Origin of the sequence: Streptomyces lydicamycinicus (genome assembly GCF_000829715.2) — a bacterium.
GTDB classification, from domain to species: Bacteria; Actinomycetota; Actinomycetes; order Streptomycetales; family Streptomycetaceae; genus Streptomyces; species Streptomyces lydicamycinicus.
This window is the reverse complement of record NZ_BBNO01000003.1, coordinates 777,322-800,327: the sequence shown is the minus strand read 5'-3', so window position 1 is coordinate 800,327 and position 23,006 is coordinate 777,322. Positions and strand designations below refer to the sequence as shown.

The following is a 23,006-nucleotide window of genomic DNA, read 5'->3' as shown; positions in this document are numbered from 1 at the left end:
CCCTTCAGTGACCAAGGTTTCGACTCCGGGAAGCTACCCGCAGCTCGGTCGGCGGAACAAGTTCCGCATATCCGCGGCGAGTTGGTCCGCCCAGGGCCACCCACGCACCCGGCCGTCATACCGCAGGAGCGCGCGCGGCCGTGGCGCTACCTCTCCCCCGGGGCCACGGCCCAAGGGCTTCAGCCGCACCATCCGCGGCTGCTCGGGCATCGGATGCCGCGGTCGGATCACTACGACCCGCGCTCGGGCCCCGCACCGCCGCGTGGCGTCGGAGCTACGGCCGGCGGCGGGGTTTGCCGCGTCTGCCGCCCTTGGGGCCGCCGGAACCGCCCGAGCCGCTCCGAGGACTCTTGCCGCCCGACTTGCCCACCGGCTTGCCGGCCGTCTTGCCCCCTGGTTTGCCTCCCGCGGGCTTCCGCCGGGTGCCGCCCGTCTCGGGGCGCTTGCCCTTCGGCTGTGCCGGGGCCGGGGCCTGTGAGCGTCCCCGGGTGCTGTTCACGGTCCGGCCGCGGACGATGCCGATGAAGTCCTCCACCAGGTCGGTGGTCTCCTCCTGCGGCCACGACAGCGCGACGCGCGACGCGGGGGCGTCCGAGACCGGCCGGTAGGTGAGGTCCTTGCGGTGGTGCAGCCGGGCCAGTGACTGCGGGACCACGAGGAGTCCCACCCCGGCCGCCACCAGCTCGATGGCGTCCGCCGTCGTGGCGGGACGCTCCTTCGCGGGCAGCCCCGGCCGGCGCTCCCACTCAAGGGTCTCGTCGAGGGGGTGCAGCACGATCTCGTCGGCCAGGTCCTCCGAGGCCACCTCGTCGACCGCCGTCACGAGGTGATCCTTCGGGACCACGACGACGGTCGTCTCGGTGTAGAGGGGAATCGCGGCGAGATCCGTCCGGTCCACCGGCAGCCGCAGGAAACCCGCGTCGGCGCCACCGTCCCGCAACACCGCACAGGCCTCGGCGGCGGGCACCGGGATCAGGGTCAGGGGGACGTCGGGCAGCCGCTCGTTCCAGATCCGCACCCATTTCGTGGGCGTCACTCCCGGGACATACGCGAGCCGGAACGACGGGGATGCTTCCGAGCTTGTCACGCCGCCAGGTTACCGGTCGTGGTCGGAGGTAGCGCACATGCTCGATACCCTTGACAGCATGAAGTCGCACCAGACCCCCCAGACGATGAAGCCCGCGACCGCGGCGAAGAAGCTGGGGGTGTACCTAGAGGCCACCCCCGCCGAATTCCAGGAGGGTGTCGTCTCGCGCACCGAGCTGAACGCACTCCAGACCGATCCGCCCGAGTGGCTGGTGGAACTGCGCCGCAACGGTCCGCACCCCCGGCCGGTGGTCGCGGCCAAGCTCGGCGTCTCCATCTCCGGTCTCGCCCGTGGTGGTGTCACCGAAGCTCTCACCACGGAGCAGATCGAGGCGCTGAAGAAGGAAGGCCCCGAGTGGCTGGAGCGGGAGCGCGCCACCCAGGCCGAGGTCCGTAAGGAAGCGGCCCGGATCAAGGAGAAGAACGCGGAGCGAGCCGAGCAGCCCCGCCCCCCGCGCTCCTGATCCCTGCCCGCAACGCTGCCGGCCGCGGGCGCGCGGGTGCGTACCCGTCCGCCCGGCCCGGTGGGCGGCGAACTCCACCGGTAGCCGGCCGTCACGAACCCGACACCCTCAGAGAGACCGGCTACTCGAACCGCGAGACGTCGCCCGCGCCTCGGCGGACGATCTCGGCCCCGCCGCCGGAGAAGTCGATGACCGTGGTCGGCTCGGTGCCGCAGTCGCCCGAGTCGATCACGGCGTCCACGACGTGATCGAGCCGTTCCTTGATCTCCCACCCCTGCGTCATCGGCTCCTCCTCGTCGGGCAGGAGCAGGGTGCTGGAGAGCAGCGGCTCACCGAGGTCGGCGAGCAGCGCCTGAGTGACGACATGGTCCGGGATGCGGACGCCGACCGTCTTCTTCTTCGGATGCAGCAGCTGGCGCGGCACTTCCTTCGTCGCGGGAAGGATGAAGGTGTAGCTGCCGGGGGTGGCTGCCTTGATCGCGCGGAACACGTCATTGTCGATGTGCACGAACTGCCCCAGCTGCGAAAAGTTCTCGCACACGAGGGTGAAGTGGTGCCGGTCGTCGAGGTTCCGGATCGACTTGATCCGATCGATACCGCTGCGGCTGCCCAGCTGGCAGCCCAGCGCGAAGCAGGAGTCCGTCGGGTATGCGATGAGCGCGCCGGAGCGGATGCTGTCGGCCACATTGCTGATGGTGCGCCGTTGAGGATTCTCGGGGTGTACGTCGAAATACTTCGCCATCCGTCGAGCCTACGTGATCAGGGCTCCCGCACCCGGACTGCCGGGACGAGGACGCCGGACGGGGGGCGCCGGCGGGCATCCCCGCCGGCCCGGCGTCCGCCCACTCACCGTCCGAGCAGCAGCTGCGCGATCGCGAGCTGCTCCTGATCCAGTTCGTCCTCCCCGTCCTGGACGTTCCACAGCAGGTTCTGCAGGGCCCGCCCCAGCGTCCATGCGACCGCCCGCTGCCGGTCGAGTCCCAGCACCTCGGTCATCAGGTCGAAGCGGTAGCGCACCTCGGACGGATCGAAGTAGTCGGCGAGTGCGGGCATCAGCTCGAAGCCCGGGTCGCCGGCCAGCGGCTTGGGGTCGATGGCGAGCCAGGGCTCCCGGTCCGCGGCGAGGATGTTGTCGTAGTGCAGATCCCAGTGGAGCAGCCGGTCACCGGGTTCATCGACGACCTCGCGTACGGCCGCCGCACAGCTCTTCAGGAGCGCCCGTTCGGCCGGGTCCGCGACCGCACGCACGGCGTCCGGCACCGTGTCGAGCATCGTCCGCGCGACGTCGCCCAGCTGACGCAGACCGGCGGGCGCGGGCACGGAGCAGAGCCTGGCCAGCAGTTCGGCGAGGATCCGGATGGCCTCGCGGGAGTCATCGAGCGTCGACAAGTGGCGCTTCTCATCGAGGCGTTCGAGCAGCAGCGTGTTGGTGTCCGCGTCGTGCTCCAGCAGCCGGACGACGCCGTCACCGCCCCAGACCCGCAGGGCGACCGGCTCCCCCGCACTCTCCTCATCAAGCAACTGCATCTTCAGCGCCGCAGGCGTCCCATCGCTCCGCTCCACCGGCAGAACGAGCGCCGCCATCCCACACAGAGAAGGCCCGGTCAGCTTCAGCCCCCAACGATCCAGGAACTCCGCGGCCCGCCCCGGCAACGCGGCAATGAAGTCACGCCCCGCCGCCCCGTTGATCCTGGTCTGGGTGGCCACGAGCTCTTCCGGAATGTCGATCACGCCGTCGATCCTAGGGGCAGGAATTGACGAGTGGTCAGGTTGTGGCCAGCAATAGGTCCTCCCCGCTCGACGGGCGGAGGCCGTCGGTGCGGTCGGCGAAGTAGCGCTCGGCGAGAGTATCTCCCGACACGTGACGGGCGTCTTCGAAGCCGGCTTCGCGGGCCAGTGCCAGCATCTCGGGTGGGGTGTAGAAGCTGAGGAACGGCGTTCCGGAGGCTTGCGCGCCCGCCTGGCTCGCCCGGAGGCCGGGGCGGTCGGCTTCGGCGACGAGTTCGGTCGGCAGCAGGAAGCTCATGGCGAGCGTCGAGCCGGGTGCGAGCCCGGCGATCTGGCGCAGGGTGGCCGCGGTGGCCTCTTTGGTGAGGTACATGCTGACACCGGTGGAGACGATGACCGCCGGCCGACCGGCATCAAAACCGGCAGCGGTCAGCTGCTCCAGCCAGTCCTCGCTCGCCTCGAAGTCGACCGGCACCAGGTGCAGCCAGTCGGGGATGCCATATCCGAGTTCGACCAGGCGGTGGCGTTTCCATGCCTGAGTGGCGGGCTGGTCGACCTCGAAGACCCGTAGACGGGCGGCGATCTCCGGTCTGCGCTGGGCGAAGGTGTCCAGGCCGGCTCCCAGGATGACGTACTGGGTGATGCCGCGGTCGGCCTGCTCGGCCATCAGGTCCTCGACGAAACGGGCACGGGCCACCATGGCTGCCCGGAATCCTCTGGTGGTCTGCGGGTGCATGTCGGGGCGGCTGCGCCAGTCGGTGTCGGGGGCTGCCAGCCGTAGGCCGATTTCGTCCTTGAGCACATGCGGTGGTGGGTCTGCCTGAACGTGCAGTGCCCGCCAGAGGGCGGTCCGCAGCGCGGTGTTGTCCGGCGCCTCGGTCTTCTCGCCTGCCATGGTGTCCCCTTCCGTTGCCGATGCGGTCAGTTGCCGGCGGGAGCTTGGAGGCTCCACAGGCGGCCGTCGGGGTCGCGGACGGTCATCTCCTTGGTGCCGTAATGGGTTTCCTCGAACGGCGTGACCACCTCGACGGCAGGGTCGGGGTGGAACGCGTCCGCGTCCGGCACCTTCAGCACGATCTGTGTCTGGGGCTCGCGGTCCTCAGGAACCTCGGCGATGAAGACGTAGGGCCCGTCGCCATTGCGGAGCCGGCCGGAGTTGTGGTTGGTGGAGAACTCCAACTCGTAGCCCAGCGACTGGAAGAACTTCGCCGCCTTGCCCCAGTTGTGGGTCGTCAGGAACACGGCCTCGATTCCTTCGGTCGCCATATCAGGTCTCCTTCTCCGTCGATTGCCGTTGGTGCCCGTCGGTGTCGTCGAGGTAGGCACGCAGCGCGTCTGCGACCAGCGCCGACAACGACATGCCCGACTCGATGGCGCGGTACTTGACCTGCTTGATCAGCCCGATCGGCAGGTACACGTTGAACTGCTTGACTTCCTCAGCACTCACGTGCCGATGCTAGCATCCTAGCAAGCTAGTTGCCGGGGCAAGGCTTGGCGGCCTGCCGAAGGGGGAAAGACACCCTGACACCGGGGGGTGGTCGATGAACGGCGATATAGCGGGGAGCCGTGGTCTGCTGCGCAGGCTCCGTGGTGCTCTCGCGCTGTGTGTCTTCCTCGGCGGGCTGAGCCTGGCGCTGGTGTCCAACGGCCGTCCTGGTTTCGTGTGGTCCGCGCTCAACGAGCTCGCGCTCTTCGCCGCGGCGGCCGTCGCGATCCCGTTCTACTACGACCTGTTCCTCAGGGACGTCGAACGGGGGCGGTTTCTCGGCGAGATGACCCGCTTACTGGACGAACGGCTGCTGGGCGGTGAGGCCGGCCGTGGCCTGACCGTTCGTGCCGAGGGGCGGCCGTCGCCGACGGAGAAGGCCGTGTTTCTGGAGGGGGCGCACTCGGAGATCATCGAAATCGGGGTGGCACTCCGCAGTCTGGCCGCCCTCTTCGTCTCACGGCCCGAACGGGACTTCACCGGTCCGGTCCGTCGGCTCCTGAGCGAGGGCGTGAACATCACCTACGTGGTGGCCGATCCCGAGTCGGTCCTGATGACCGAGTACGCCCGGAGCCTCGGCGAACCCGAACTCCCGCACCGCGCGGCCTCCTCGGCCCGGGAACTGCTGGCGGTGGCCCGGGGCTTCGATGCCGAGGGGCTGCCCGGCCGCATGGTCATCCGGGTCACCGGTCAGCTGCCGACGTGTTACCTGAGCCTGGTCGATCCCGATGCGGAGACCGGGCGCTGTCGTACGGCACCGTATCTGCCGGGTGTCCGGCGGGCCGACTCGCCCGTGCTCGATATCGCCAGGGCCTCCCAGCGCGAACTGTTCGCGCGCTACGTGACCTACGCGCGCGCCGTCCTGGCCGACAGCCGGCCCTTGGACACCCCGTAGCGCCCCACCCGGCCCCGTCCCTTACGGCTTCCCGCGCCTACGGCGCCCGTCAGCCGTGCTCGACGAGCAGGTGCCGGGGCCCGCGCAATACCGGGCTGCGCCGGTACGGCGGCGGGTCCTCGGCCAGGCGGGGTGTGTCGAGGTGCCGGAGGAGTTCGTTCAGGGCGATCTGGGCTTCCAGACGGGCGAGCGGGGCGCCGAAGCAGCTGTGGATGCCGCTGCCGAAGCCGAGGTGCTGGATGTCCTCGCGGAGCGGGTCGAAGCGGTCGGGGTCAGGGAACCGTTCGGGGTCACGATTGCCGGAGGCGAGCATCAGGATGAGCGGGGCGCCCTTGGGGACGGTGAGCCCCGCGACCTCGATGTCGGCCAGCGGGGTGCGCTGCGGGAGCATCTGGACGGGGGGCTCGTAGCGCAGCAGTTCCTCCACGGCCCGCGGCATCAGTGTGGGGTCGTTGCGCAGACGTGCCAGCTGGTCGGGGTGGCGCAGCAGGGTGAGGACACCGTTGGTGATCAGATTGACCGTGGTCTCATGACCGGCGATCAGCAACAGCACGGAGGTCGTCATGATTTCGAGCGGGGTGAGCCGGCCGTCGGTGGCGTCTCCCGCGGCGAACGCGGAGAGCATGTCGTCGGACGGATGGTCGCGGCGCTTCTCGGCGAGGTCTCCCAGATAGAGCGCCATCGCCTTACGGGCCTCCGCGGCGGCGCGTTGGCGCTCCGCGGGGTCCTCCTTGGGGTTGGGGTCGATGCCGGCGACGATCGCGTCCGACCACTGGCGGAACCGCGGCTCGTCCTCGATCGGTACGCCCAGCAGGCGACAGATCACGGTGACGGGGAGCGGGTAGGCGAAGTCGTCGACGATGTCGATCCGATCCTTGCCCTCCAGACCGGCGAGGAAGTCCTTGACGATACGGGTGATTTCGCCGTGCATGCCATTGATCCGGCCGGGCGTGTGGGGCGGGCCGAAGGACCGCATCGCCAGGCTCCGCAGCCGGTGGTGTTCCGGGTCGTCGAGCCCGATGAAGGCCGGCGGGAGTCCTGCGTCGCCGGCCTCGGTCTCGTCCGGTGCGGTGCGGTTGCGGCGGTCCGAACTGACCCGTGGATCATGGAGCAGCGCTTCGATCTCGTGGTAGGTCCCGACCAGGTAGCTGCCGTCCTCCTGACGTGCCACCCGGTGTTCACGGAGTTCGGCGTAGAGCGGATAGGGGTCGGCGCGGTGGGCGTAGTCGGTGATCCGTTGGAACAAGGTGTCCGCAGCCATGCGCGGGGCTCCTCATCGCTGTCGCTGTGGAGTGGCGGTGGTCTCAGCGGGCCGGTTGCACCACCGTCAGGCGTCGGTCCGGCAGATGACCGGTGAGGGCGACGGTCGGACCGTGCGAGAGCAGCTTCGGGTCCGGTACGTCGGAGGGGACGGGGTCCGGGGACTCGATCTGGTCGGCGGCTCCCGGCGCGGGCGGGAACGGCGCGGCCGTCTCGATCAGCCGCTGGTAGTACTCCAGTGACCTGGCCTGGTTCACGCTCACGGCCGCGGTGACCCGCCCCCGGTAGCCGTAGACGGCGACCAGCCGGGCGTCCTTCAGCGAGCCCTGGGCGATGACCACCTGGTCGGAGAAGGTGGGCACACCCACCGACTTGATGTTGAGGCCGAACTGGCTCGACCAGAAGGCCGGTACGGTCAGATGCGGGAGTCGGCGCGGCCCCGGACTGACCATGTTGTGGGCCGCCACCTCCGCCTGCGCGACCGCGTTGCCCCAGTGCTCCAGGGAGAGCAACTGGTACTCGAAGAGCGGGTGCGGGAACCGGGCGACATCACCGGCGGCGAAGATGTCGTCGGTGACGATTCCGTACATGTCGAAGGCGCGGCACCCCGCGTCGCAGGTCACCCCTCGCGGGCCCGCGGCGAGACCCGATTCGGCCAGCCATTCGGTGTTGCGGACCGCGCCCAGGGCGACCACGGCTATGTCGGCGTCGATCCGTGTGCCGTCGGAGAACTGGGCGCCGGTGAGCCGGCCGCTGCCCTCCAGGGCGGTGACCGTCACTCCGCAGCGCAGGTCGACGCCGTGCGCGCGCTGCAATTTGGCAGCGAGCGCGCCCAGTGTGCCGCCGAGCGCGCCGACGAGTGGCGCCGGTCCCCGCTCCGCGACCGTCACCGCCAGGCCGCGCTCCCGGCAGGCGGAGGCGATTTCCGAACCGGTGAAGCCGGCACCGATGACCAGGACCCGCCGTGGTCCGGCGTCCAGGCGTTCCGCGAGACGGCGTGCATCGTCGCTGGTGCGCAGGGTGAAGACACCGTCCAAGGCAGCCTCGGCCGGGTGAGGCCAGGGCCGGGCGCGGGTTCCGGTCGCGATCAGCAGCCGGTCGAAGGGCACTTCGGTGCCGTCGGCGAGCAGGACCCGCTTCTCGATCGGATCGAGTCCGGTGGCACGCACCCCGAGCTTCCACCGCGCGTCCAGCGCGCGGCGCTGCGGCAGGCCGGTGTGGCCCGCGGGAACCTTCCCGAGCAGCACCTGCTTGGACAGCGGAGGCCGGTCGTAGGGGGGCTGCGGTTCCTCCCCGACCAGGGTCAGCGGGCCGGTGAACCCCTCCGCGCGGAGCCTCTCGGCAGCCCGTAGCCCGGTGAGCGACGCGCCGACGATGACGATCCGGCCGTCGCGTGGTTCACCGCGCACCGGCGCCCGCCTCCTCGCCCATGACGATGGCCTGCACCGGGCAGGCCACCACGGCCCGGCGCACCTGTTCCAGGTGCCCGTCCGGCACGACCGGGTGGTACAGCAGGGACTCCTCGCCATGCATCGCGAACACCTCGGGGGCGAGGAACGCGCACTGCGCATAGCCCTGACAGCGATTGAGATCTACGACGACGTTCAACCCGAGCCACTCCTCCCACCGCCCACCGCCACACCCGTCGTCTCCGTCCTACTAGCGGTGGCGGCGCGGCGCAGAGGATGCTCGGCCGTTCGAGGGTTTACGCGGGGTGAGTGGGAGCGCGGTGTGAGCGGAAGCGCGGGGCGGGCCCGGGCACGGGGCAGCCCGTGGCCCTGGCACTCCCGTTTTCCAGGCCGACCACGACATCAGGTTCGGCCGATCCGCGTCCCTCCGGAGCCGTCAAAAGTAATAGCTCGCCATGCAGAGTTCACTTCCTACACACAAGTCATCCGTCGTCACAGCCGTATGTCACCGGGGGCCAGAGTCGTGGTTCCCCTCCCCGGCGGACGGCTCCCGGCACCGATGAGTTGACTGCCGGAAAGCCTCAAAGGAGTGACATACGGACAGAGTTCAGTTGGCTGATGCACGGTACACCAGGCTGCGGACGAGTCCCGTATGGCTCATTCACGGCTCATTTCTTGACTGACACACGACGCTTGCGCTGGTCACGAACTACCCGTGAGGGTAGGCGGGTTGAGGCGTGAAACCCGCCCCGTACGCCATGTTCCCGACGATAAGGAAGCCCAACTCTGGGTTAATTGCCAAGAGAGATGAGTAACATCCAGCCAACCGTAGATCGACCAGGCGATAGAGAGCAGGCTGTGTCATGTCAGACTCGGAATTCGCTGCGCAGGTAGCTGCCAAACTGGAGAGCATCGCGAAGGAGATCGACGAGCTCCAGAAGCTCAAGGTGAAGCTGGAGGACCTCCAGAAGCACCTCGGAACCGGTGCCCGGAAGGCTGCCGTCGCACCGCAGCCGGCAGAGCCCGAACCCGCGGTGACAAAACCGGCGACGGTCCCCCCGGCGCGGCGGGCGCAGGCCACCGCACCGAAGGCCAAGCCGGCGGCGAAGCCCCCGGCCAAGGCGGCAAAGAGCACGAACGCGAAGAAGAAGCCGCGGAAGGCCAAGGCGGCCCGGTCCACCGCGGGACGGCGGAGCTCCACCCGCGCCGACCGCGTCCTCGGACTCCTTGACGAGCAGCCGCGCACGGTCGCGGAGATGACGAAGCTGCTGGCGCAGGAGCATCCGGAGCAGGCCGCACCGGAGACCGCCGTACGCAACACCCTGGAGACCTCGCTGGTCGCCAAGGGCCTCGCGCACCGCAGCAAGCAGGGCAGGACCGTCTTCTACTCGCGCCCCGCGGCCGGCGCCGAAGCTCAGGGAACCGATGCGGCCGCCCCCAAGAAGGAGGCCGCGTCCACCCCTGCCTGACGGGTATGTCGTCCGGTGCTCGGCGACACCGTCGGCCCCTGCCTCGTGGTGGGCCTCGCCGACGGTGCGCCGAGCCGGACCCCGTCCCGGGACGAGGTCCCCGGCAGGGGCGGGCCGGCCGTGCCGCGGGGGGCGGTCACCGCAGGCGGAATCACTCGGCAGTCTTGCGATCAGCCGCCTCGCCTGTAGAGTCTGATCGCCCTGGTCCACCATGGCGATCAAGGTCCCGAGCTGCGGAAACGCGGCAGATCGACCCGCACTCGCCGAGCCGGAACGAGCCGCCCGGCGGGCCCGCGCGTGGTCGCGTCCCGAGGGACCGCGGGTCATCGCAGCCGCAGTCCGGACGCTGTCGGTGAGGGCAGTCGCAGCGGGTGAATCGGTCCAGTCTTGACGAACCGGCCTCGCCCGATCTTGACTGCCAGGGTCCCACCCCTGCCAGGGCCCCCACCAGGGGTATTGGCCCACTCACCGAAGGTCACAAACATGACGGTTGACGTCTCCGCCGCCACTGAAGTCGGGCAGTTCCTGCTCGGCGACTCCTTTGCTTGCCTGGCCGGCCGTTCAGCATGGCGACAGGGCGGCATCACCCATCGCCACTACACATGGTTCGGCGATGACACCGCGGCCGAGCAGATGGCGGCGGATCTGGAGTCCTATGTGGCGGCGGTTGACTGGGCCGCCAAACCCTTCACGAGCTTCGTGGCCACCTTCTCGGGCCCGCTGAACGTCTCGGAGATCGAGTTCGAGCAGCTGCTGTGGCAGCAGCTCCAGGCGGTGCACGACCACGACAGCCGTAAGCACTCCTGGGCCGAGGGCTATGACCCCGACCCGTCGTCCGGTGCCTTCGCGTACAGCGTCGCCGGGCACCCGTTCTTCGTGATCGGGCTGCACGAAACGCACAGCCGCGTCGGACGCCGCCCGCCCTTCCCGATGCTCGCCTTCAACTCTCACCACCAGTTCGACCGGATAAAGGCCGCCGGCCTCTGGGACCGGCTGGCCGAGAAGATCCGCAAGCAGGACATCGGGCTTCAGGGCACCATCAACCCCAATCTCCTGGAGTACGAGAAGCTCTCCGAGGCCCGGCGCTACTCGGGCCGCCCCAAGCCGGCCGACTGGGCCTGCCCCTTCTCCGCCCGGAGCTGAGCCCCGAGGCCCTCAGCCGGAAGCGGCGCGGCCGGGGCGCGTATCCGCCGCCCGCCCGGCCCTTGGCACTGGGCGGCGGTGCCGCGAAGACGGACCGAATCGCCCTCGCCCTCGGCGGGGGCAGAGCACCCTCACCAGCGGCCCGGAGGCCGTCAGGCGGTCCGGGCCTCCCCGGTGCCCAGCCGGGCGAGCCCGCGGTCGTGCAGGCGGCTCAGGAGCAGCAGCGAGAGGATCGCTCCGAGGAGGGCGCAGGCCATGTCCCACTGGGTGTCCCACTGGTCCCCCTGGGTGGCGAGGAACGCATCGGCCGCCGAGCCGCCGGCCAGCGCCGCCCACCACTCGATCATCTCGAAGAACGCGCTGAAGGCCAGGCAGGCGCACACGGTCAGCGGGGCCAGCCAGGCGCTGCCGCGCAAGGGGGAAGTCCGGACCAGGAGTTCGCGGACCAGGATGGCCGGCACAAAGCCCTGCATGAGATGGCCGAAGCGGTCGTAGGGATTACGGGAGAGGTCCAGCGCGTCCTGAAGCCAGTGCCCCGCCGGGACCTCGGCGTAGGTGTAATGGCCGCCGACGATCAGGACCAGGGCGTGTGCGGCGAGCAGACAGCACAGGAGCGGGCTCAGCGGAAAGCGCTTCCGCGTCGCGACCAGCACCGGCAGGCCAACGATCACCCAGCAGGTCTCCATGAGCCAGGTAACGCGGTCGTGCGGCTGGAGGCCCGAGAGGGCCAGCGCGAGGAGCACCGCGGCGAGCAGCACCGGCGGCAGGATGCGGGGAGCGGTCGTGGCCTGCATGGATAAGCCTCGGAGACGTCGGGTACGGGTCGGCGCGGCACCGTCACGGGGCGGTCGGACGGTCGCCGCGTACGGCCGCCTGGCCGACGCCGGCGCACCACCGGGTACCGGGACCAGTCGGCCGCGCTTTCATCCGCTCAGCGTCGTGGCCGCCGCGGGGCGATGTCATGAGTAGCTCTACTCAGATCCGGGCCGGTGCGCCGGAGCTGCGGGTGCCCTCGCGCTGGCCGTCGGCCGAAGAACAGCACGGTGCGGGCCGGGCTTCTCTTCTGCCCGGCCCACACCGTTGTCAGCCTTCCTTCCCGGCACAGGCCCCGTACTCAGCCGGCCGGCCCATGGAATGCCGGGCCTCTACTCCACCGCGTAGGACAGCTTGTAGTGGGCGTCGTCTCCGGTGAACTCCAGTACGCCGCTGCCGCGCCGGACCGTGTGTGCGCCGAGGAAGTCGTCGTCATCGTCGCCGTAGTCGGCCTCGTAGATCTGGATCAGGGCCTTGCCGGTGAAGTTGACGTACTCGTCGAGGGTGTCCGTGTCGCCCGCATCCATCGAATGAAAGTTGACCACCGCGCCATTGACCTTGATGACGACGTCGTCATGGAAGGTCCAGTCCTCCTGCTCGATGCACTTGATCTTCTTCAGGTGAAGTGTCGGCATGCTGCTCCCCGGTTGTATTGCTTCTGGCCGATGCAGATCCCACGCTCCCGTCGCGCCCTAAACGATCACTAAACGACGGGCGGGGCGGCTGTGAGCAAGAGGAGGACGGGCGGCTACGGCTCCGGAGCGAGGGACGCCGGGCTCGTGCTCAGGACGCCTGGGCGGTCAGCGGTGCCGTCTCCGCCTCCTTTGCCGACAGGCCGGGCCGCCGTGCCCGGTCCCGCTCCGCCCAGCGCACCACCGCGCCCATCCCCAGCGCGGTCAGCAGGAACAGCGCCCCCAGCAGGAGCCAGCCCGGCACCCCCCAGGTGACCAGCAGCGAGGTGAGCAGCAGGGGGCCCAGCGTGCGTGCCAAGGGGACGCCTGTGCCGAAGAAGCCCTGGTACTGGCCGACTTGATGAGCCGGCGCGAGGTCGAAGCTGATCTGCCAGGATCCGGCCGACTGAAGCATCTCGCCGACGAGCTGGAGCACCGCGCCGGCGGCGAGCACCACACCGGCTCCCCAGGGCGCCATGCCCGCGGCCGACAGGGCGAAGACCAGACAGGAGGCGAGCATGATCAGGCCGGAGTGCCACACGGCCCGGGTGGCGGTGCGCAGCCCCGTCACCGACCGGGCCGTACGGACCTGGAAGGCCATGACACCAAGGGTGTTGAGGACGAACAGCGCCGAGACCAGCCAGCTCGGCGCGTCCGTACGCGCCACGATCCAGAGCGGGATGGCGAGGCTGAGCAGCGGCATCCGCAGCAGCAGGACCGCGTTGAGGAGGGTCAGCACGGCGTACGGGCGGTCCCGCAGCACCGCGAACCGCGGCTCGCCGCCCGTATGGCCGGGGACCGGGGCCACCGCGGGCAGCAGGAGCAGCACCGCGGTGCAGATCAGGAAGCCCACCGCGTCCAGGGCGAAGACCGCGAGGTAGGCCTCTTGGGTGTCGTACTGGAGGGCCAGTCCGCCGAGGGCCGCGCCGAGGGCCAGCCCGGCGTTGAGCGTCGACTGGAGGTGGGCCAGTACGCCGGTACGGGCCGAGCGGTCCACGAGCCCCGCGAGCAGCGCCTGGCGGGCCGCGGCCAGTCCGCACTGCGCGGTGGCGTAGAGACACACCACGAGGAGGAACGGCACGAAGGAGCGGATGAACAGGAACGACGCGACGGCGATGCCGGTGGCGAGGGCGAGCAGCACCGCGGTGCCACGCGGCCCCCGGCGGTCGGCGAGCGCGCCCAGTGGCACCCCCGCGACCGAACCGACGGCCCACGCCAGGGTCAGCCCCAGGCCGATCTGGGTGGGTGAGAGGCCGATGACCCGGGTGAAGTAGAGCGCCGAGCAGACGTAAAAGGCGCCGTCGCCGACCGAGTTGCTCAGCTGCGCCGCGGCAAGGACGCGTGGTGCGCCGGCCGGCGGCAGGATCCGTAGGGACACAGGTCTCCCGAGTACGACGGCCGGACGGCCGGCCTCTTCCATGACGCGTGGACGCAATGACGTTAGACAGCCGGCGGGTTCCGGCGGCAGGTCCACTTACGGCCCGTCGGAGTGGGCCAATTCGGCCGCCCGGCAGCACCACACACCCGCTTCCGGCCCAGGTCGGCCGCACACGCTAGTGACGTGCACATGGCGCGTATACGATCGACTGCCCCCTACACGAAGGACTCCCCCACATGAAGAAGACATCCGCGAAAGACACCTCCGCCCGCAAAGTCACCTGGCGCATGCTGCTCGCTCTGGGCGGTATGGCGGCGTTAGCCGTGCCGGGCGCGGGCCCCGCCGAGGCCGCGCCGCGCACCGTGGCGGACGGCGGCCGTGCGGGCCGCTGCGTCGTGGTGTATTTCGACCTCGGTGAGACCTTGGTGCACACGGCCGAGGACAAGAGCGTGCGCTACTCGCCGGGAGCCGCCGCATATCTGCGCGCGCTGCGTGCCCGCCACATTCCCGTCGGCCTGATCACCAACGTGCCGCCCTCCTGGGGCTCCACCGACGCGGAGCGTGCGGCGGAGTTGAAGAAGGTGATCGACCAGGACTGGGTGGGCAGCCGCCCGTTCGCCTGGTCGGACTTCGGCGACCGGATCTTCACCCCGCGGACCGAGGCGGAGCGGAAGCCCGCCCCCGCCCTCTGGAAACGCGCCAAAAAGGCCGCGGGTTCCTGCCGAGTGGTCTACCAGGCGGAGACGCCGGACGAGGTGCAGGTGGGCCGTTCCCTCGGATACTTCTCCTACCAGGTGGCCCGGCCCGGGTGGCCCGCGTATCTGCCGGTGCGGCTGATTGCCGCCCTCTCTCATCTGCCGTACGGGAAAGCGGGGGCGAACACGGCCTCTTCCAAGGGGCGTTGAGGGGGACAGTCTGTGTAGACGGGGACGGGGACGCGGGCGTCATCCGGTGCCCTCCGTCCCCGACTCGGCGCCCCGGTCGCCTTCCCCGACCACGGCTCGGCTCCGGCTACGGCTCCGGCCGCTACATCTGCCGACCGTCGGCTTCGCCCGGTACGCACCGCCGGGCCAGGTCGGCGGTCCGGCGGTCACCCCGCCGTCGTCGCGCTGTAGCTCTCCAGCCGGTCCGCCAGCTCAATCGGGCGGGAGAGCATCGGGAAATGCCCGCCCTCCATTTCGTCGGGCACCAGCCCCAGGCGCTCCGCCGCCAGCGCGCGCAAGAACGGCGCCGGGAAGAGACGATCCTGACGGCACAACAGAAACTGGGTGTCCACCGGGGGCCAGGCCGCCATCGGCCAGGGCCGCGCGGCAGGGGTCTCGGACTGCCGCCGCCACCGGACCGCCGCCTCCGCGGCCAGGTCCGGCGGCAGGTCCTGGAAGAACGGGTCGGCGGCGGACCCCGGCACAGCGGCCTCCGGCACCCCCTCCGCACCCGCACTGGCGCCCGCCCGCTGAGCCGCCCGCCCGGCCCGTCTGACCTGAGCGTCCGGGTGCTTCGTCGCCGCCCACCACTCCTGTGGCGCCTCCCCCGGCAACGGCACCATCGCCGCCAGCAGCACGAGCAGATCCACCGGCACCCGCGCACAGACCAACGGCGCCGTGAACCCGGCGAACGAATGCGCCACGAGCGTCAGTCGGCCACGCCCCGCAACAGCGGCGACCACGGCGTCCGCGTACTCCTCCAGACCCGCCGCGTCGTCCTCGCACGGCAGATCCACACTCACCACCGCACGCCCCCGGGCCCGCAGCTCAGCCGCCAGCAGATGCCAGTGCCAGGAGTCGCACGCCGCACCGGGAATCAGCACAAAGGTCGTCGTCATGGTCCGCCTCCCGTCGGCCACCGGCGCCGGCCCGGTTACGGGTGGCCGTGCCTGTGGCGCGCATCGCTGTCAGGTCCGGTTCGCTCCAGAACTCGCCATCACCGCGTACGGAATCGGGCGACATCCTGCGCGGGAACGGCTCAGGCCGGCTGTGCGCCTCGGCAGATCGTGCACATGATGCGGCGGGCCATCTCCGGCAGCGTGCTCTGGCCGACGCCCTTTACGCGGACCACCGTCTGCGGGGCGGACTCCGCATGCTGGTGGCACAGCGCGGCACCGCAGTTCCGGCAGATCGCCACCGCGGCGGTGGTGGCGTGGTCCGGCGCGCAGTCGTAGCAGTTCATTGGCACATTCCGATCTCGTGAGACGGTCCGGCGCGGGCCCCCACGGCAATGTACGTCGCGGTGCGTGACGGGAGCCGGAAGCACATGCCGGGTCGTGATGCGCTCACCTGGCCGCGCCAAGGAAGACACCTCCTCACCGGGCGACGGAGGGGGCGGCACCCGTGCGACCGTCGCGGACGAGTGCCGCCCCCTCGCTTGCGTCTCCGGCCGATCGGCCTGGCCGGCCGGGCAGCCAGGCAGGCACGCAGGCTCAGTCGACCGGCTCGTGCGGAACGGGCTGGTCGGTGCGGAACCCCGCGGCCTTCTGCCCGCCGGTCCGCCCGGTGCCGGCCTGGTCGGTGTCGGGAACCGTCTCGTCGGGCCCGTCGCTCTCGTCCTCCGACAGCTCCGGGTCCCACGGGTCGGGGACCGGGCTGGAAACGTCGGCCTGGTGGCTCGGCAGGTCATGGGGCAGTGGAGTGCGGTCCTCGTCGGTCGCATCATGACGGGTCATCAGTTGACGTGCCTCCTCCATGGGTACGGTGACGTCCTGGCCCGGTACCCGGGTTCCGCTGCGCCATGCTCGACGCCGGCTGAGAGCCATCCCACCCGCTCTCCGTACGGGGCATGTGAGGGCACAGCCACAGGCCCGCGCCCTCCGCCGGCATTCATGATCTTCGGACCGCCGGAAGGACGCCGACCAGCCCGGCGCGGGTCCCCCCCTCGGCACCCACCTCCCTGAAATTTCGCGGCATCGTGACATCCGTCATATCGATCCGCAGCAGCTACTAAAGCGAATAGTAGAAATCTGCTCGGCGACATAGGAGACTTGTCCGTCTTGAGCGGGGAATTTCTCGCACCGGGGCAGCCGCATTGCGTACCACTCAGCACCTTCGCCCACGCCTTGAGCACATAAGTCCACCTGACGGGGCAACAGCGATTTCGAATGCGGCGAAATGCGGACCAGCACGCCGGGAGAGCAATGACAAGGGCCTTCGGGTACTACGAGGCGCAGTAGTACTGAGCTGCGTTGCCTTGTCCTACGGCGGCCCCAAGAATGACGACCCGCAAGGCGTCTTCGCAGCTCAGGCGCGGGGATTGCACAGAGCCAGCCGCGCCGTGGACGCTCCGCAATTACCGAGTGAGGTCACGCATGAGTAAACATCGCAGAACGCGGCGCTATCGGCAGATAACCATTGCTGCTCTCGCCATAGGCGCCGTGGGCGTGCCCTCTGCCGCTATGGCCTGTCTGAACGGGCAGGAGAATGCAGGCGACTGGCACCGCGGCGAGTGGAAGGACGCCTCCTTCGAGCACCGGTGGTCGAAATCCCATGGAGGGTCGAAGCCGGCCGCGAAGACCTCTCCGGCGCCCACCGCGTCCCCGAGCGCTTCGAAGGCCACCACCACGGCGTCCGGCGCCACGGCCCAGGTGGTGGAACTCGTCAACAGTGAGCGCCGCAAGGCCGGCTGCTCGCCGCTGACCGTGAACGCAAAGCTGACAAAGGCCGCGCAGGATCACAGCAAGGACATGGCGGACCATCGGAATATGTCGCACACCGGCTCCGATGGCTCGTCCCCGGAGGACCGGATCACTCGGGCCGGCTACAACTGGAGCTCCTACGGCGAGAACGTCGCCTACGGTTACTCCTCGCCCGAGAGCGTGATGAAGGGCTGGATGTCCAGCCCCGGCCACAAGCGCAATATCCTCGACTGCTCCTTCAAGGAGATCGGCGTCGGCCATGCCCAGCCCGACGACTACTGGACGCAGGACTTCGGTACGGCGCGCTAGCGGGCATCGGCACAGAGCGCATGAAGGCCCCCGACCGTTTTCCGGTCGGGGGCCTCGCGCTGTCCGGGCGGAGGGCGGTGCGGGCCCCCGAACATGCGCCTAGAGCAGATCCGTGGCCGAGTCCGCGAGGCGGCGTCGTGCCGCGCGGGCGGCGGGGAGGACCGTGGCCGTCGCGGCGATGAGGACGGCGATGACGATGACCAGCAGAAGGATGCCCGGGGCGGGGCGCTGGGCGATGCCGGTCCCCCAGCCGCTGGTGCGGCCCTGGAGGTCGATCAGCCACTGGGAGGCGAGGACGCCCAGGGTCGTGCCGGCCAGCGCGGCGGCCAGCGTGATGAAGGCGGTGGCCGAGACAATGACCGCGGTGATCTGGCGTGGCGTGAGACCGACGGCCCGGAGGGCGAGCAGGTCGCGGCTGCGGTCACGGACACCGGCGCCGACCGTCGTCGCCAGTTCCACCAGCCCGATCAGCGTCAGTACGGCGATCAGCCCGACGCTGACGGCACGGACCGCGGACAGCTGGTCGGCCGGGTTGGGGATCTCGCGTACCTCAAGACGGCCGGCGGACGCCTTGGACAGAGCCTCCCGCACGGAGTCCGGGTCGGCGCCGTGACGCAGGACCAACTGGTAGAAATCCGGGCGAGGCGGGGCGGACGCTCCGGGCGCCACAGCGTCGCTGTCGCCTTCGCGCAGCGTGTCCAGAGTGGTGGAGACGACCCGGCCGCCGTCGGCGGTCTCGATACTGCGGCCCACGATATGGAGGACATGCGGGCGTCCGGCGACGGTCATCCGGACCCAGTCGCCGACCCGCGCGTCCAGGAGATCGAGCAGGCCCTGTCCGGCGACCGCTTCGTCGGGGCCGCGGGCGGCGCGCCCTTCCACCACGGCGCCGGGGTACGGCCGGGCGTCCGTGCCGAGTCCGCGCAGGGTGATCGTCCCGGTCTGACCCGGTACGAGCGCCTGGACCTCGGCACCGGGGTAGGCGGTCATCTGCCGCTGGGAATCGAGGAGTTGGCGCAGCTGGCGGTCGTCCAGGGCGTCGGAGCGCGCGGTGAGGGCCGCGGGCAGCCCGACGTTCTCGGGGTGCGAGCTGAAGCGGTCCAGCGTCGTCCAGGCGCCCAGCGCGATGGTGATCAGCAGCAGCGGGACGGCCAGCCGCGCCACGGCCGCCGAGGAGCGCAGCGGACGGTGGAAGGCACCCCGCCAGCCGAGGACCAGCGCCGGCGGGACCCTGAGACCCAGGGCCCGGCGGGTGAGCGCGGAGGCCCGGCCACCGGCGGCCGTGGCGGCGCGGGCGACGGGCACCGGAGATACCCGCCCGGCCCGCCACGCCGCCAGGCAGGTCGCCGCGCCGATGAAGGCCACCACACCGCCGGAGATCACCAACGTCAGCCAGGCGTGCCCGGGGAGCTGCCGCCACAGGGCCATCGCCTCCCCGATCCGCCCGGGGACCAGCGTGCCGACCAGCTGTGTGAGCAGCGCCCCGAGGGCGACGCCGAGCAGCGCCAGGCCGAGGTGGAGGGCGACGAACATGCGGACCACCTGGCCGGGCGTGAAGCCGATGGCCTTGAGGATGGAGATGTCCCGCAGATGTCCGCGGATCCTGGTGCTGATGGCGCCGCCCACCGCCAGGGCGGCGGCGAGCAGCGCGCCGAGTCCGAACAGCCCGAGCAGCCGCCCGAGCAGCTGGTTGTCGCCTTCGGCCTCGGCCTTGGCCTGCCGCCAGGTGGAGACATCGGTGATCTGGTCGGCGCCGAGCTGGGTGACCGCCCGCTGGACGACATAGTCGGTGTCCGCGGGGTCGCCGAGCTGGAGGCCGATGGTGCGTCCGCGCTGGTCGCGGCCCGCGTCGGAGGCGTCGAGGGTGGAAGGGAGCACCCAGGCCACGCCCGGGGTCTCGCCCGCGCGGAAGGTGACCTCGGCGGTGTCGGCGACGCCCACCACGCGCAGATGTGCCGCGAAGCCGCTGAGCACGATGGTGTCGCCCGGTTTGGCCCACATGGCGCGGGCCACCGAGCTCTCCAGGACGATGCCCTTGGTGGCGCCCGCGCCAGTGCCCGCGTCGGTGTCCGCATCCAGCCAGCGGCCCGCGACGATCTGGGGCGCGGCCGTGGTGGGGCGCTTCGCCGCGCCGCGCAGTTCCAGGGTTGCCCTGGCGTCGCCGGGCTGGAGGCTCGCCGTGGTGCGGACCGTACGGAAGGGGCCGGAGGTGGCCCGTACCTCGTCCAGGCCGGCGAGCGATCCGGCGGGGGCGCCGCCCTGGGTGTGGATCCATACGTGGGCGCCGGAGGACTGGGTGAAGGCCCGCTGCCAGGGGTCGGCCGCATAGGCGAACAGTGCGGTGGCCAGCAGCAGCGAGATGGTGATCCCGGCGGTGGCCAGCGCGGTGAGCACCGCCGCGGGGCGGTGTGCCGTCAGATGCGCCTGTGTCCAGCGCGCCGCTGCTCGCACCGGGTCAGCCCTTGAGCTTGAGTACGTCGGCCACACCGGCCGCGGGGCGCTTCGGGGTGTCGCCGAGGTGTGCGTCGTCGACGACCTGGCCGTCGAAGAAGCTGATCACCCGGTCCGCGGCGCTGGCCATCCTGGCGTCATGGGTGACCAGCAGGATCGTCTGGCCGCGCTGGTGGAAGCGGGCGAGCAGCCGCAGCACCTCCTTGGTGCCCTTGCTGTCGAGGCTGCCGGCGGGTTCGTCGGCGAGCAGCAGGCTGGGGGTGTTGACCAGGGCGCGGGCCAGGGCGACGCGCTGCTGCTCACCACCGGACAGTTCGCCCGGGGTGCTGTTCTCCTTGCCGGTCAGCCCCAGCTCGTCGAGCAGCTCGGCGCGGTCGGTGCGGGCCTGCCGCGGGGACCGGCCGGCCAGCAGCGCGGGGAGCTCGACGTTGTCGGCGACGGTGAGGTTGGAGACGAGGTTGAAGAACTGGAAGACGATGCCGATGTGGTTGCGGCGCAGCACCGCCCAGCGTGCCTCGCTGTAGGCGTCGACCTGGCGGCCGTCGAGCCACAGGGAGCCGCTGTCGGGGCGGTCGAGGCCGCCGAGGAGATGCAGCAGGGTGGACTTGCCGGCTCCCGAGGGGCCGGTGAGGGCGACGAACTCTCCGCGTTCGATGCTGAGGTCGACGCCACGTACCGCGTGGACCGGGGCAGCGCCTTCGGGCCGGTGGGTCTTCACCAGCCCGGCTGCCCGGACTATCGGGCCGGACGGCTCGTCCCGGTTCATTCCAACTCCTCTTGACAGCGCTCCAGCCAGTCCAGATCCGCCTGGAGATGCAGCATCGCGCCCTCTATCAGCAGCTGTGCCACCCGGTTCTCCCGGTCCTCACCCGCCGCGAGTTTCGACAGGTCACGCATGGTGTTGAGGTAGTGGCGGCGCTGCTTGTTGATCAGGGCGATCTGGTCTGCGGTCCCGGTGTGGGGGGCCAGGGCGAGCTTCATGAAGAATTCGTCCCGGACCCGTGGTTCGGCGGTGGGCTCCTCGAACCAGGCGTCCACCGTCTCGCGGCCCGCCGCGGTGATCCGGTAGATGCGCTTGTTCGGGCGGTCCGACTGCTCGACGTCCTCTCCCTCGATCAGGCCCGCCTTCTCCAGCCTGCCCAGGGTGACGTAGATCTGGCCGACGTTCGGCTGAGGGTATGCGGCGCCCAGGAGGTTCTCAAGGCCCTGTTTGAGTTCGTAACCGTGCGCGGGGCCGCTGACCAACAATGCCAGGAGTGGCAGCCGCACGCTCTCCCTCTCCCTCCCCGCACCGGGGCGTTCTGTCGGACAGCCCTAGTTGCCGGTCATCTGACCCCATACGGCTGTGAGCCGGGTCGCTGTCACATCTTCCTGCGGGATCTAGTATCCCGCATGGCTAACAGGTATACATGGGGCGGGCTGTCGGTCCAGTGTCCCGTCGACGCCTGGTTCAAGGAGGAGCCCATGCGGTGGAAGCGTGCCGCAAGCCGGGCTCTGCTGGTCTGCGCCCTGCTGTTCGCGGGCAATGCGGGCGCCCGGGCCGGGGAGCCGGCGGGCGGTTCGGACGGGCGGGGCCCGATCACTCTGGTGACGGGCGGGGACCTCACGGGTTATCTGCGGGGTGTCCTCGACGGCTGGAACGCCCGGCATCCGCGCGAGAAGGTGACCCTGGTCGAGCTGCCGGACGCGGCCGACGAGGTGCGGGCGCAGATGGTCACCGAGCTGCGTGCGCACAGCGACCGCTTCGATGTGCTGAACATCGATGTGGCGTGGACGTCGGAGTTCGCTGCCGCGGGGTGGATCAAGCCCGTGGACGGTGCCCAGTTCCCGCTGAAGCGCTTCCTTCCTCCCGTGGTGGACACCGCCACCTTCCGTGGGCGGCTCTACGCGGTTCCCTATGTGACCAATGCCGGGCTGCTCTACTACCGCAAGGACGTGCTCGCCCGGGAGGGTGCGCGGCCGCCGCGCACCTGGGACGAGTTGGCGCACCTCGCGAAGACCGTCGCGCCCAAGTACGGGCTCGATGGTTACGCGGGCCAGTTCTTGCCGTACGAGGGGCTGACCGCCAATGTCGTCGAGGCCGTTCAGTCGGCCGGCGGCACGGTGCTCGCGGGCGAGGGCTCGCGGGTGACGGTGGACTCCCCCGCAGCCCGTCGCGGGCTGTCGTTTCTGCTCGACGGGGTGCGCGAGGGCTGGATCCCGCGGCGGGCCCTGACGTACAAGGAAGAGGAGTCCCGTAAGGACTTCCAGGAGGGCCGGCTGCTGTTCCTGCGGAACTGGCCGTACGCCTATGCGCTGGCCAATGCCCGGCCCTCCGAAGTGGCGGGGAAGGTCGGCGCGGTGCCGCTGCCGGGTCCCGACGGGCCGGGCTCCAGCGCGCTGGGCGGCTCCAATCTGGCGGTCAACACCCAGTCGCGGCACCAGAAGACGGCCACCGAGCTGATCTCCTATCTGACGACCGAGTCGGTCCAGCGCCGGGTGCTCACCAAGGGCGCGCTGCCACCGGTCTGGGCCGATCTGTACAAGGACCCGGATCTGGTGCGGCGTTTCCCGTACCTTCCGACGCTCCAGCGGGCCGTGTTGGCGGCCAAGCCGCGGATCAAGAGCCCGCAGTACGACCAGGTGAGCCTGGCGGTGCAGGCGGTCATGCATGACGCGCTGCTCCACCGGCGGAGCACGGATGCCACCGTCGCGCGTCTGACGCGCGAGCTGACGGCCCTCGTCGGCCGCGGCTGACCTCGGAGCTCCTCAGCGCCTCCCTCACCCCCGCTCTACTTACTTGTTAAGTACAGGCAGGATGGATAATTCCCCGCAAATTC

25 protein-coding genes are annotated in these 23,006 nt (G+C 70.4%); 7 read left to right on the top strand and 18 right to left on the bottom strand.

Going from position 1 to position 23,006, the window contains the following annotated elements:
- Positions 1 to 274: 274 nt before the first annotated feature.
- Entirely contained in the window at positions 275 to 1,087 is an 813-nt protein-coding gene (locus TU31_RS12495; protein ID WP_042153388.1) for a LysR family substrate-binding domain-containing protein, read from the bottom strand.
- A 58-nt stretch (positions 1,088 to 1,145) separates the two neighbouring features.
- Here TU31_RS12495 and TU31_RS12490 point away from each other — a divergent pair, with 58 nt between their 5' ends.
- Positions 1,146 to 1,550, top strand: coding sequence for a DUF5997 family protein (locus tag TU31_RS12490; protein WP_042153891.1), 405 nt, complete (start codon positions 1,146 to 1,148; stop codon positions 1,548 to 1,550).
- A 121-nt stretch (positions 1,551 to 1,671) separates the two neighbouring features.
- Here TU31_RS12490 and TU31_RS12485 read toward each other — a convergent pair whose 3' ends face one another.
- The 5 genes from TU31_RS12485 to TU31_RS12465 all read right to left on the bottom strand — a co-directional run bounded on the left by TU31_RS12485 (position 1,672) and on the right by TU31_RS12465 (position 4,725).
- Entirely contained in the window at positions 1,672 to 2,292 is a 621-nt protein-coding gene (locus TU31_RS12485; protein ID WP_042153385.1) for an L-threonylcarbamoyladenylate synthase, read from the bottom strand.
- A gap of 104 nt (positions 2,293 to 2,396) precedes the next feature.
- Complete coding sequence (locus tag TU31_RS12480; RefSeq protein ID WP_370682729.1) at positions 2,397 to 3,290, bottom strand: aminoglycoside phosphotransferase family protein; 894 nt, start codon at positions 3,288 to 3,290, stop codon at positions 2,397 to 2,399.
- Positions 3,291 to 3,315: 25 nt separating this feature from the next.
- Complete coding sequence (locus tag TU31_RS12475) at positions 3,316 to 4,173, bottom strand: class I SAM-dependent methyltransferase (protein ID WP_042153381.1); 858 nt, start codon at positions 4,171 to 4,173, stop codon at positions 3,316 to 3,318.
- A gap of 26 nt (positions 4,174 to 4,199) precedes the next feature.
- Positions 4,200 to 4,544, bottom strand: coding sequence for a VOC family protein (locus tag TU31_RS12470; RefSeq protein ID WP_042153375.1), 345 nt, complete (start codon positions 4,542 to 4,544; stop codon positions 4,200 to 4,202).
- A gap of 1 nt (position 4,545) precedes the next feature.
- Entirely contained in the window at positions 4,546 to 4,725 is a 180-nt protein-coding gene (locus TU31_RS12465; protein WP_042153371.1) for a ribbon-helix-helix domain-containing protein, read from the bottom strand.
- Between the two features lie 94 nt (positions 4,726 to 4,819).
- Between TU31_RS12465 and TU31_RS12460 the strand changes: the two genes are divergently transcribed.
- Positions 4,820 to 5,659, top strand: coding sequence for a hypothetical protein (locus TU31_RS12460; protein ID WP_042153368.1), 840 nt, complete (start codon positions 4,820 to 4,822; stop codon positions 5,657 to 5,659).
- A 49-nt stretch (positions 5,660 to 5,708) separates the two neighbouring features.
- On the opposite strand, the gene TU31_RS12455 is transcribed toward TU31_RS12460, so the two are convergent.
- The 3 genes from TU31_RS12455 to TU31_RS12445 are packed head-to-tail and all read right to left on the bottom strand — an operon-like array spanning position 5,709 to position 8,527.
- Positions 5,709 to 6,920, bottom strand: a complete 1,212-nt coding sequence (locus TU31_RS12455) for a cytochrome P450 (RefSeq protein WP_042153366.1) — start codon at positions 6,918 to 6,920, stop codon at positions 5,709 to 5,711.
- A gap of 43 nt (positions 6,921 to 6,963) precedes the next feature.
- A complete protein-coding gene (locus tag TU31_RS12450) occupies positions 6,964 to 8,328 on the bottom strand; it encodes an NAD(P)/FAD-dependent oxidoreductase (RefSeq protein ID WP_042153364.1) in 1,365 nt (454 codons plus the stop codon).
- On the bottom strand, positions 8,318 to 8,527 hold the full coding sequence (locus tag TU31_RS12445; RefSeq protein WP_042153362.1) for a ferredoxin: 210 nt from the start codon (positions 8,525 to 8,527) through the stop codon (positions 8,318 to 8,320). The genes TU31_RS12450 and TU31_RS12445 overlap by 11 nt, the downstream gene beginning before the upstream one ends.
- Positions 8,528 to 9,191: 664 nt before the next feature.
- Between TU31_RS12445 and TU31_RS12440 the strand changes: the two genes are divergently transcribed.
- Both TU31_RS12440 and gntA read left to right on the top strand, forming a co-directional pair.
- Positions 9,192 to 9,797: a hypothetical protein gene (locus TU31_RS12440; RefSeq protein ID WP_052718914.1), complete on the top strand. Its 606-nt coding sequence runs from the start codon at positions 9,192 to 9,194 to the stop codon at positions 9,795 to 9,797.
- Between the two features lie 483 nt (positions 9,798 to 10,280).
- Entirely contained in the window at positions 10,281 to 10,940 is a 660-nt protein-coding gene (gene gntA / locus TU31_RS12435; protein ID WP_042153360.1) for a guanitoxin biosynthesis heme-dependent pre-guanitoxin N-hydroxylase GntA, read from the top strand.
- A gap of 152 nt (positions 10,941 to 11,092) precedes the next feature.
- Here the strand turns inward: gntA and TU31_RS12430 are convergent, their stop codons facing one another.
- The 3 genes from TU31_RS12430 to TU31_RS12420 all read right to left on the bottom strand — a co-directional run bounded on the left by TU31_RS12430 (position 11,093) and on the right by TU31_RS12420 (position 13,802).
- Positions 11,093 to 11,734, bottom strand: a complete 642-nt coding sequence (locus TU31_RS12430; RefSeq protein ID WP_042153357.1) for a DUF2238 domain-containing protein — start codon at positions 11,732 to 11,734, stop codon at positions 11,093 to 11,095.
- 351 nt (positions 11,735 to 12,085) lie between these two features.
- The gene (locus TU31_RS12425) at positions 12,086 to 12,388 is read right to left on the bottom strand and encodes a hypothetical protein (RefSeq protein ID WP_042153355.1); all 303 of its coding nucleotides are present in this window, start codon (positions 12,386 to 12,388) and stop codon (positions 12,086 to 12,088) included.
- Between the two features lie 148 nt (positions 12,389 to 12,536).
- Positions 12,537 to 13,802: an MFS transporter gene (locus TU31_RS12420; protein ID WP_245698511.1), complete on the bottom strand. Its 1,266-nt coding sequence runs from the start codon at positions 13,800 to 13,802 to the stop codon at positions 12,537 to 12,539.
- 236 nt (positions 13,803 to 14,038) lie between these two features.
- On the opposite strand from TU31_RS12420, the gene TU31_RS12415 reads away from it, so the two are divergent.
- Positions 14,039 to 14,707, top strand: a complete 669-nt coding sequence (locus tag TU31_RS12415; protein WP_245698510.1) for a hypothetical protein — start codon at positions 14,039 to 14,041, stop codon at positions 14,705 to 14,707.
- A gap of 185 nt (positions 14,708 to 14,892) precedes the next feature.
- Here TU31_RS12415 and TU31_RS12410 read toward each other — a convergent pair whose 3' ends face one another.
- The 3 genes from TU31_RS12410 to TU31_RS12400 form a co-directional block, all read right to left on the bottom strand.
- Positions 14,893 to 15,624, bottom strand: coding sequence for an alpha/beta fold hydrolase (locus TU31_RS12410; protein WP_042153349.1), 732 nt, complete (start codon positions 15,622 to 15,624; stop codon positions 14,893 to 14,895).
- Between the two features lie 140 nt (positions 15,625 to 15,764).
- Positions 15,765 to 15,968 carry a DUF2180 family protein gene (locus TU31_RS12405; protein WP_042153346.1) on the bottom strand — a complete coding sequence of 68 codons (204 nt, stop codon included), beginning with the start codon at positions 15,966 to 15,968 and terminating at the stop codon, positions 15,765 to 15,767.
- Positions 15,969 to 16,218: 250 nt separating this feature from the next.
- Positions 16,219 to 16,461, bottom strand: coding sequence for a hypothetical protein (locus TU31_RS12400; protein ID WP_042153886.1), 243 nt, complete (start codon positions 16,459 to 16,461; stop codon positions 16,219 to 16,221).
- Positions 16,462 to 17,100: 639 nt separating this feature from the next.
- Here TU31_RS12400 and TU31_RS12395 point away from each other — a divergent pair.
- Positions 17,101 to 17,736, top strand: coding sequence for a CAP domain-containing protein (locus TU31_RS12395; protein WP_042153343.1), 636 nt, complete (start codon positions 17,101 to 17,103; stop codon positions 17,734 to 17,736).
- 99 nt (positions 17,737 to 17,835) lie between these two features.
- Here TU31_RS12395 and TU31_RS12390 read toward each other — a convergent pair whose 3' ends face one another.
- The 3 genes from TU31_RS12390 to TU31_RS12380 are packed head-to-tail and all read right to left on the bottom strand — an operon-like array spanning position 17,836 to position 21,456.
- On the bottom strand, positions 17,836 to 20,187 hold the full coding sequence (locus TU31_RS12390) for an ABC transporter permease (protein ID WP_042153341.1): 2,352 nt from the start codon (positions 20,185 to 20,187) through the stop codon (positions 17,836 to 17,838).
- A 4-nt stretch (positions 20,188 to 20,191) separates the two neighbouring features.
- A complete protein-coding gene (locus TU31_RS12385) occupies positions 20,192 to 20,953 on the bottom strand; it encodes an ABC transporter ATP-binding protein (RefSeq protein WP_042153338.1) in 762 nt (253 codons plus the stop codon).
- Complete coding sequence (locus TU31_RS12380; protein WP_042153336.1) at positions 20,950 to 21,456, bottom strand: PadR family transcriptional regulator; 507 nt, start codon at positions 21,454 to 21,456, stop codon at positions 20,950 to 20,952. Before TU31_RS12380 ends, TU31_RS12385 begins: the two co-directional genes overlap by 4 nt.
- A 195-nt stretch (positions 21,457 to 21,651) precedes the next feature.
- Here TU31_RS12380 and TU31_RS12375 point away from each other — a divergent pair, with 195 nt between their 5' ends.
- Positions 21,652 to 22,923, top strand: a complete 1,272-nt coding sequence (locus TU31_RS12375; RefSeq protein ID WP_042153334.1) for an ABC transporter substrate-binding protein — start codon at positions 21,652 to 21,654, stop codon at positions 22,921 to 22,923.
- Positions 22,924 to 23,006: the final 83 nt, after the last annotated feature.

What these genes read in the sequence shown, in the direction of transcription:
- TU31_RS12490 (WP_042153891.1), top strand. Translation starts at nt 1,146, where the DNA reads ATGAAGTCGCACCAGACCCCCCAGACGATGAAGCCCGCGACCGCGGCG.
- TU31_RS12485 (WP_042153385.1), bottom strand. Translation starts at nt 2,292, where the DNA reads ATGGCGAAGTATTTCGACGTACACCCCGAGAATCCTCAACGGCGCACC.
- TU31_RS12475 (WP_042153381.1), bottom strand. Translation starts at nt 4,173, where the DNA reads ATGGCAGGCGAGAAGACCGAGGCGCCGGACAACACCGCGCTGCGGACC.
- TU31_RS12470 (WP_042153375.1), bottom strand. Translation starts at nt 4,544, where the DNA reads ATGGCGACCGAAGGAATCGAGGCCGTGTTCCTGACGACCCACAACTGG.
- TU31_RS12460 (WP_042153368.1), top strand. Translation starts at nt 4,820, where the DNA reads ATGAACGGCGATATAGCGGGGAGCCGTGGTCTGCTGCGCAGGCTCCGT.
- TU31_RS12455 (WP_042153366.1), bottom strand. Translation starts at nt 6,920, where the DNA reads ATGGCTGCGGACACCTTGTTCCAACGGATCACCGACTACGCCCACCGC.
- TU31_RS12440 (WP_052718914.1), top strand. Translation starts at nt 9,192, where the DNA reads ATGTCAGACTCGGAATTCGCTGCGCAGGTAGCTGCCAAACTGGAGAGC.
- gntA (WP_042153360.1), top strand. Translation starts at nt 10,281, where the DNA reads ATGACGGTTGACGTCTCCGCCGCCACTGAAGTCGGGCAGTTCCTGCTC.
- TU31_RS12430 (WP_042153357.1), bottom strand. Translation starts at nt 11,734, where the DNA reads ATGCAGGCCACGACCGCTCCCCGCATCCTGCCGCCGGTGCTGCTCGCC.
- TU31_RS12425 (WP_042153355.1), bottom strand. Translation starts at nt 12,388, where the DNA reads ATGCCGACACTTCACCTGAAGAAGATCAAGTGCATCGAGCAGGAGGAC.
- TU31_RS12415 (WP_245698510.1), top strand. Translation starts at nt 14,039, where the DNA reads ATGAAGAAGACATCCGCGAAAGACACCTCCGCCCGCAAAGTCACCTGG.
- TU31_RS12410 (WP_042153349.1), bottom strand. Translation starts at nt 15,624, where the DNA reads ATGACGACGACCTTTGTGCTGATTCCCGGTGCGGCGTGCGACTCCTGG.
- TU31_RS12405 (WP_042153346.1), bottom strand. Translation starts at nt 15,968, where the DNA reads ATGAACTGCTACGACTGCGCGCCGGACCACGCCACCACCGCCGCGGTG.
- TU31_RS12400 (WP_042153886.1), bottom strand. Translation starts at nt 16,461, where the DNA reads ATGACCCGTCATGATGCGACCGACGAGGACCGCACTCCACTGCCCCAT.
- TU31_RS12395 (WP_042153343.1), top strand. Translation starts at nt 17,101, where the DNA reads ATGAGTAAACATCGCAGAACGCGGCGCTATCGGCAGATAACCATTGCT.
- TU31_RS12385 (WP_042153338.1), bottom strand. Translation starts at nt 20,953, where the DNA reads ATGAACCGGGACGAGCCGTCCGGCCCGATAGTCCGGGCAGCCGGGCTG.
- TU31_RS12375 (WP_042153334.1), top strand. Translation starts at nt 21,652, where the DNA reads ATGCGGTGGAAGCGTGCCGCAAGCCGGGCTCTGCTGGTCTGCGCCCTG.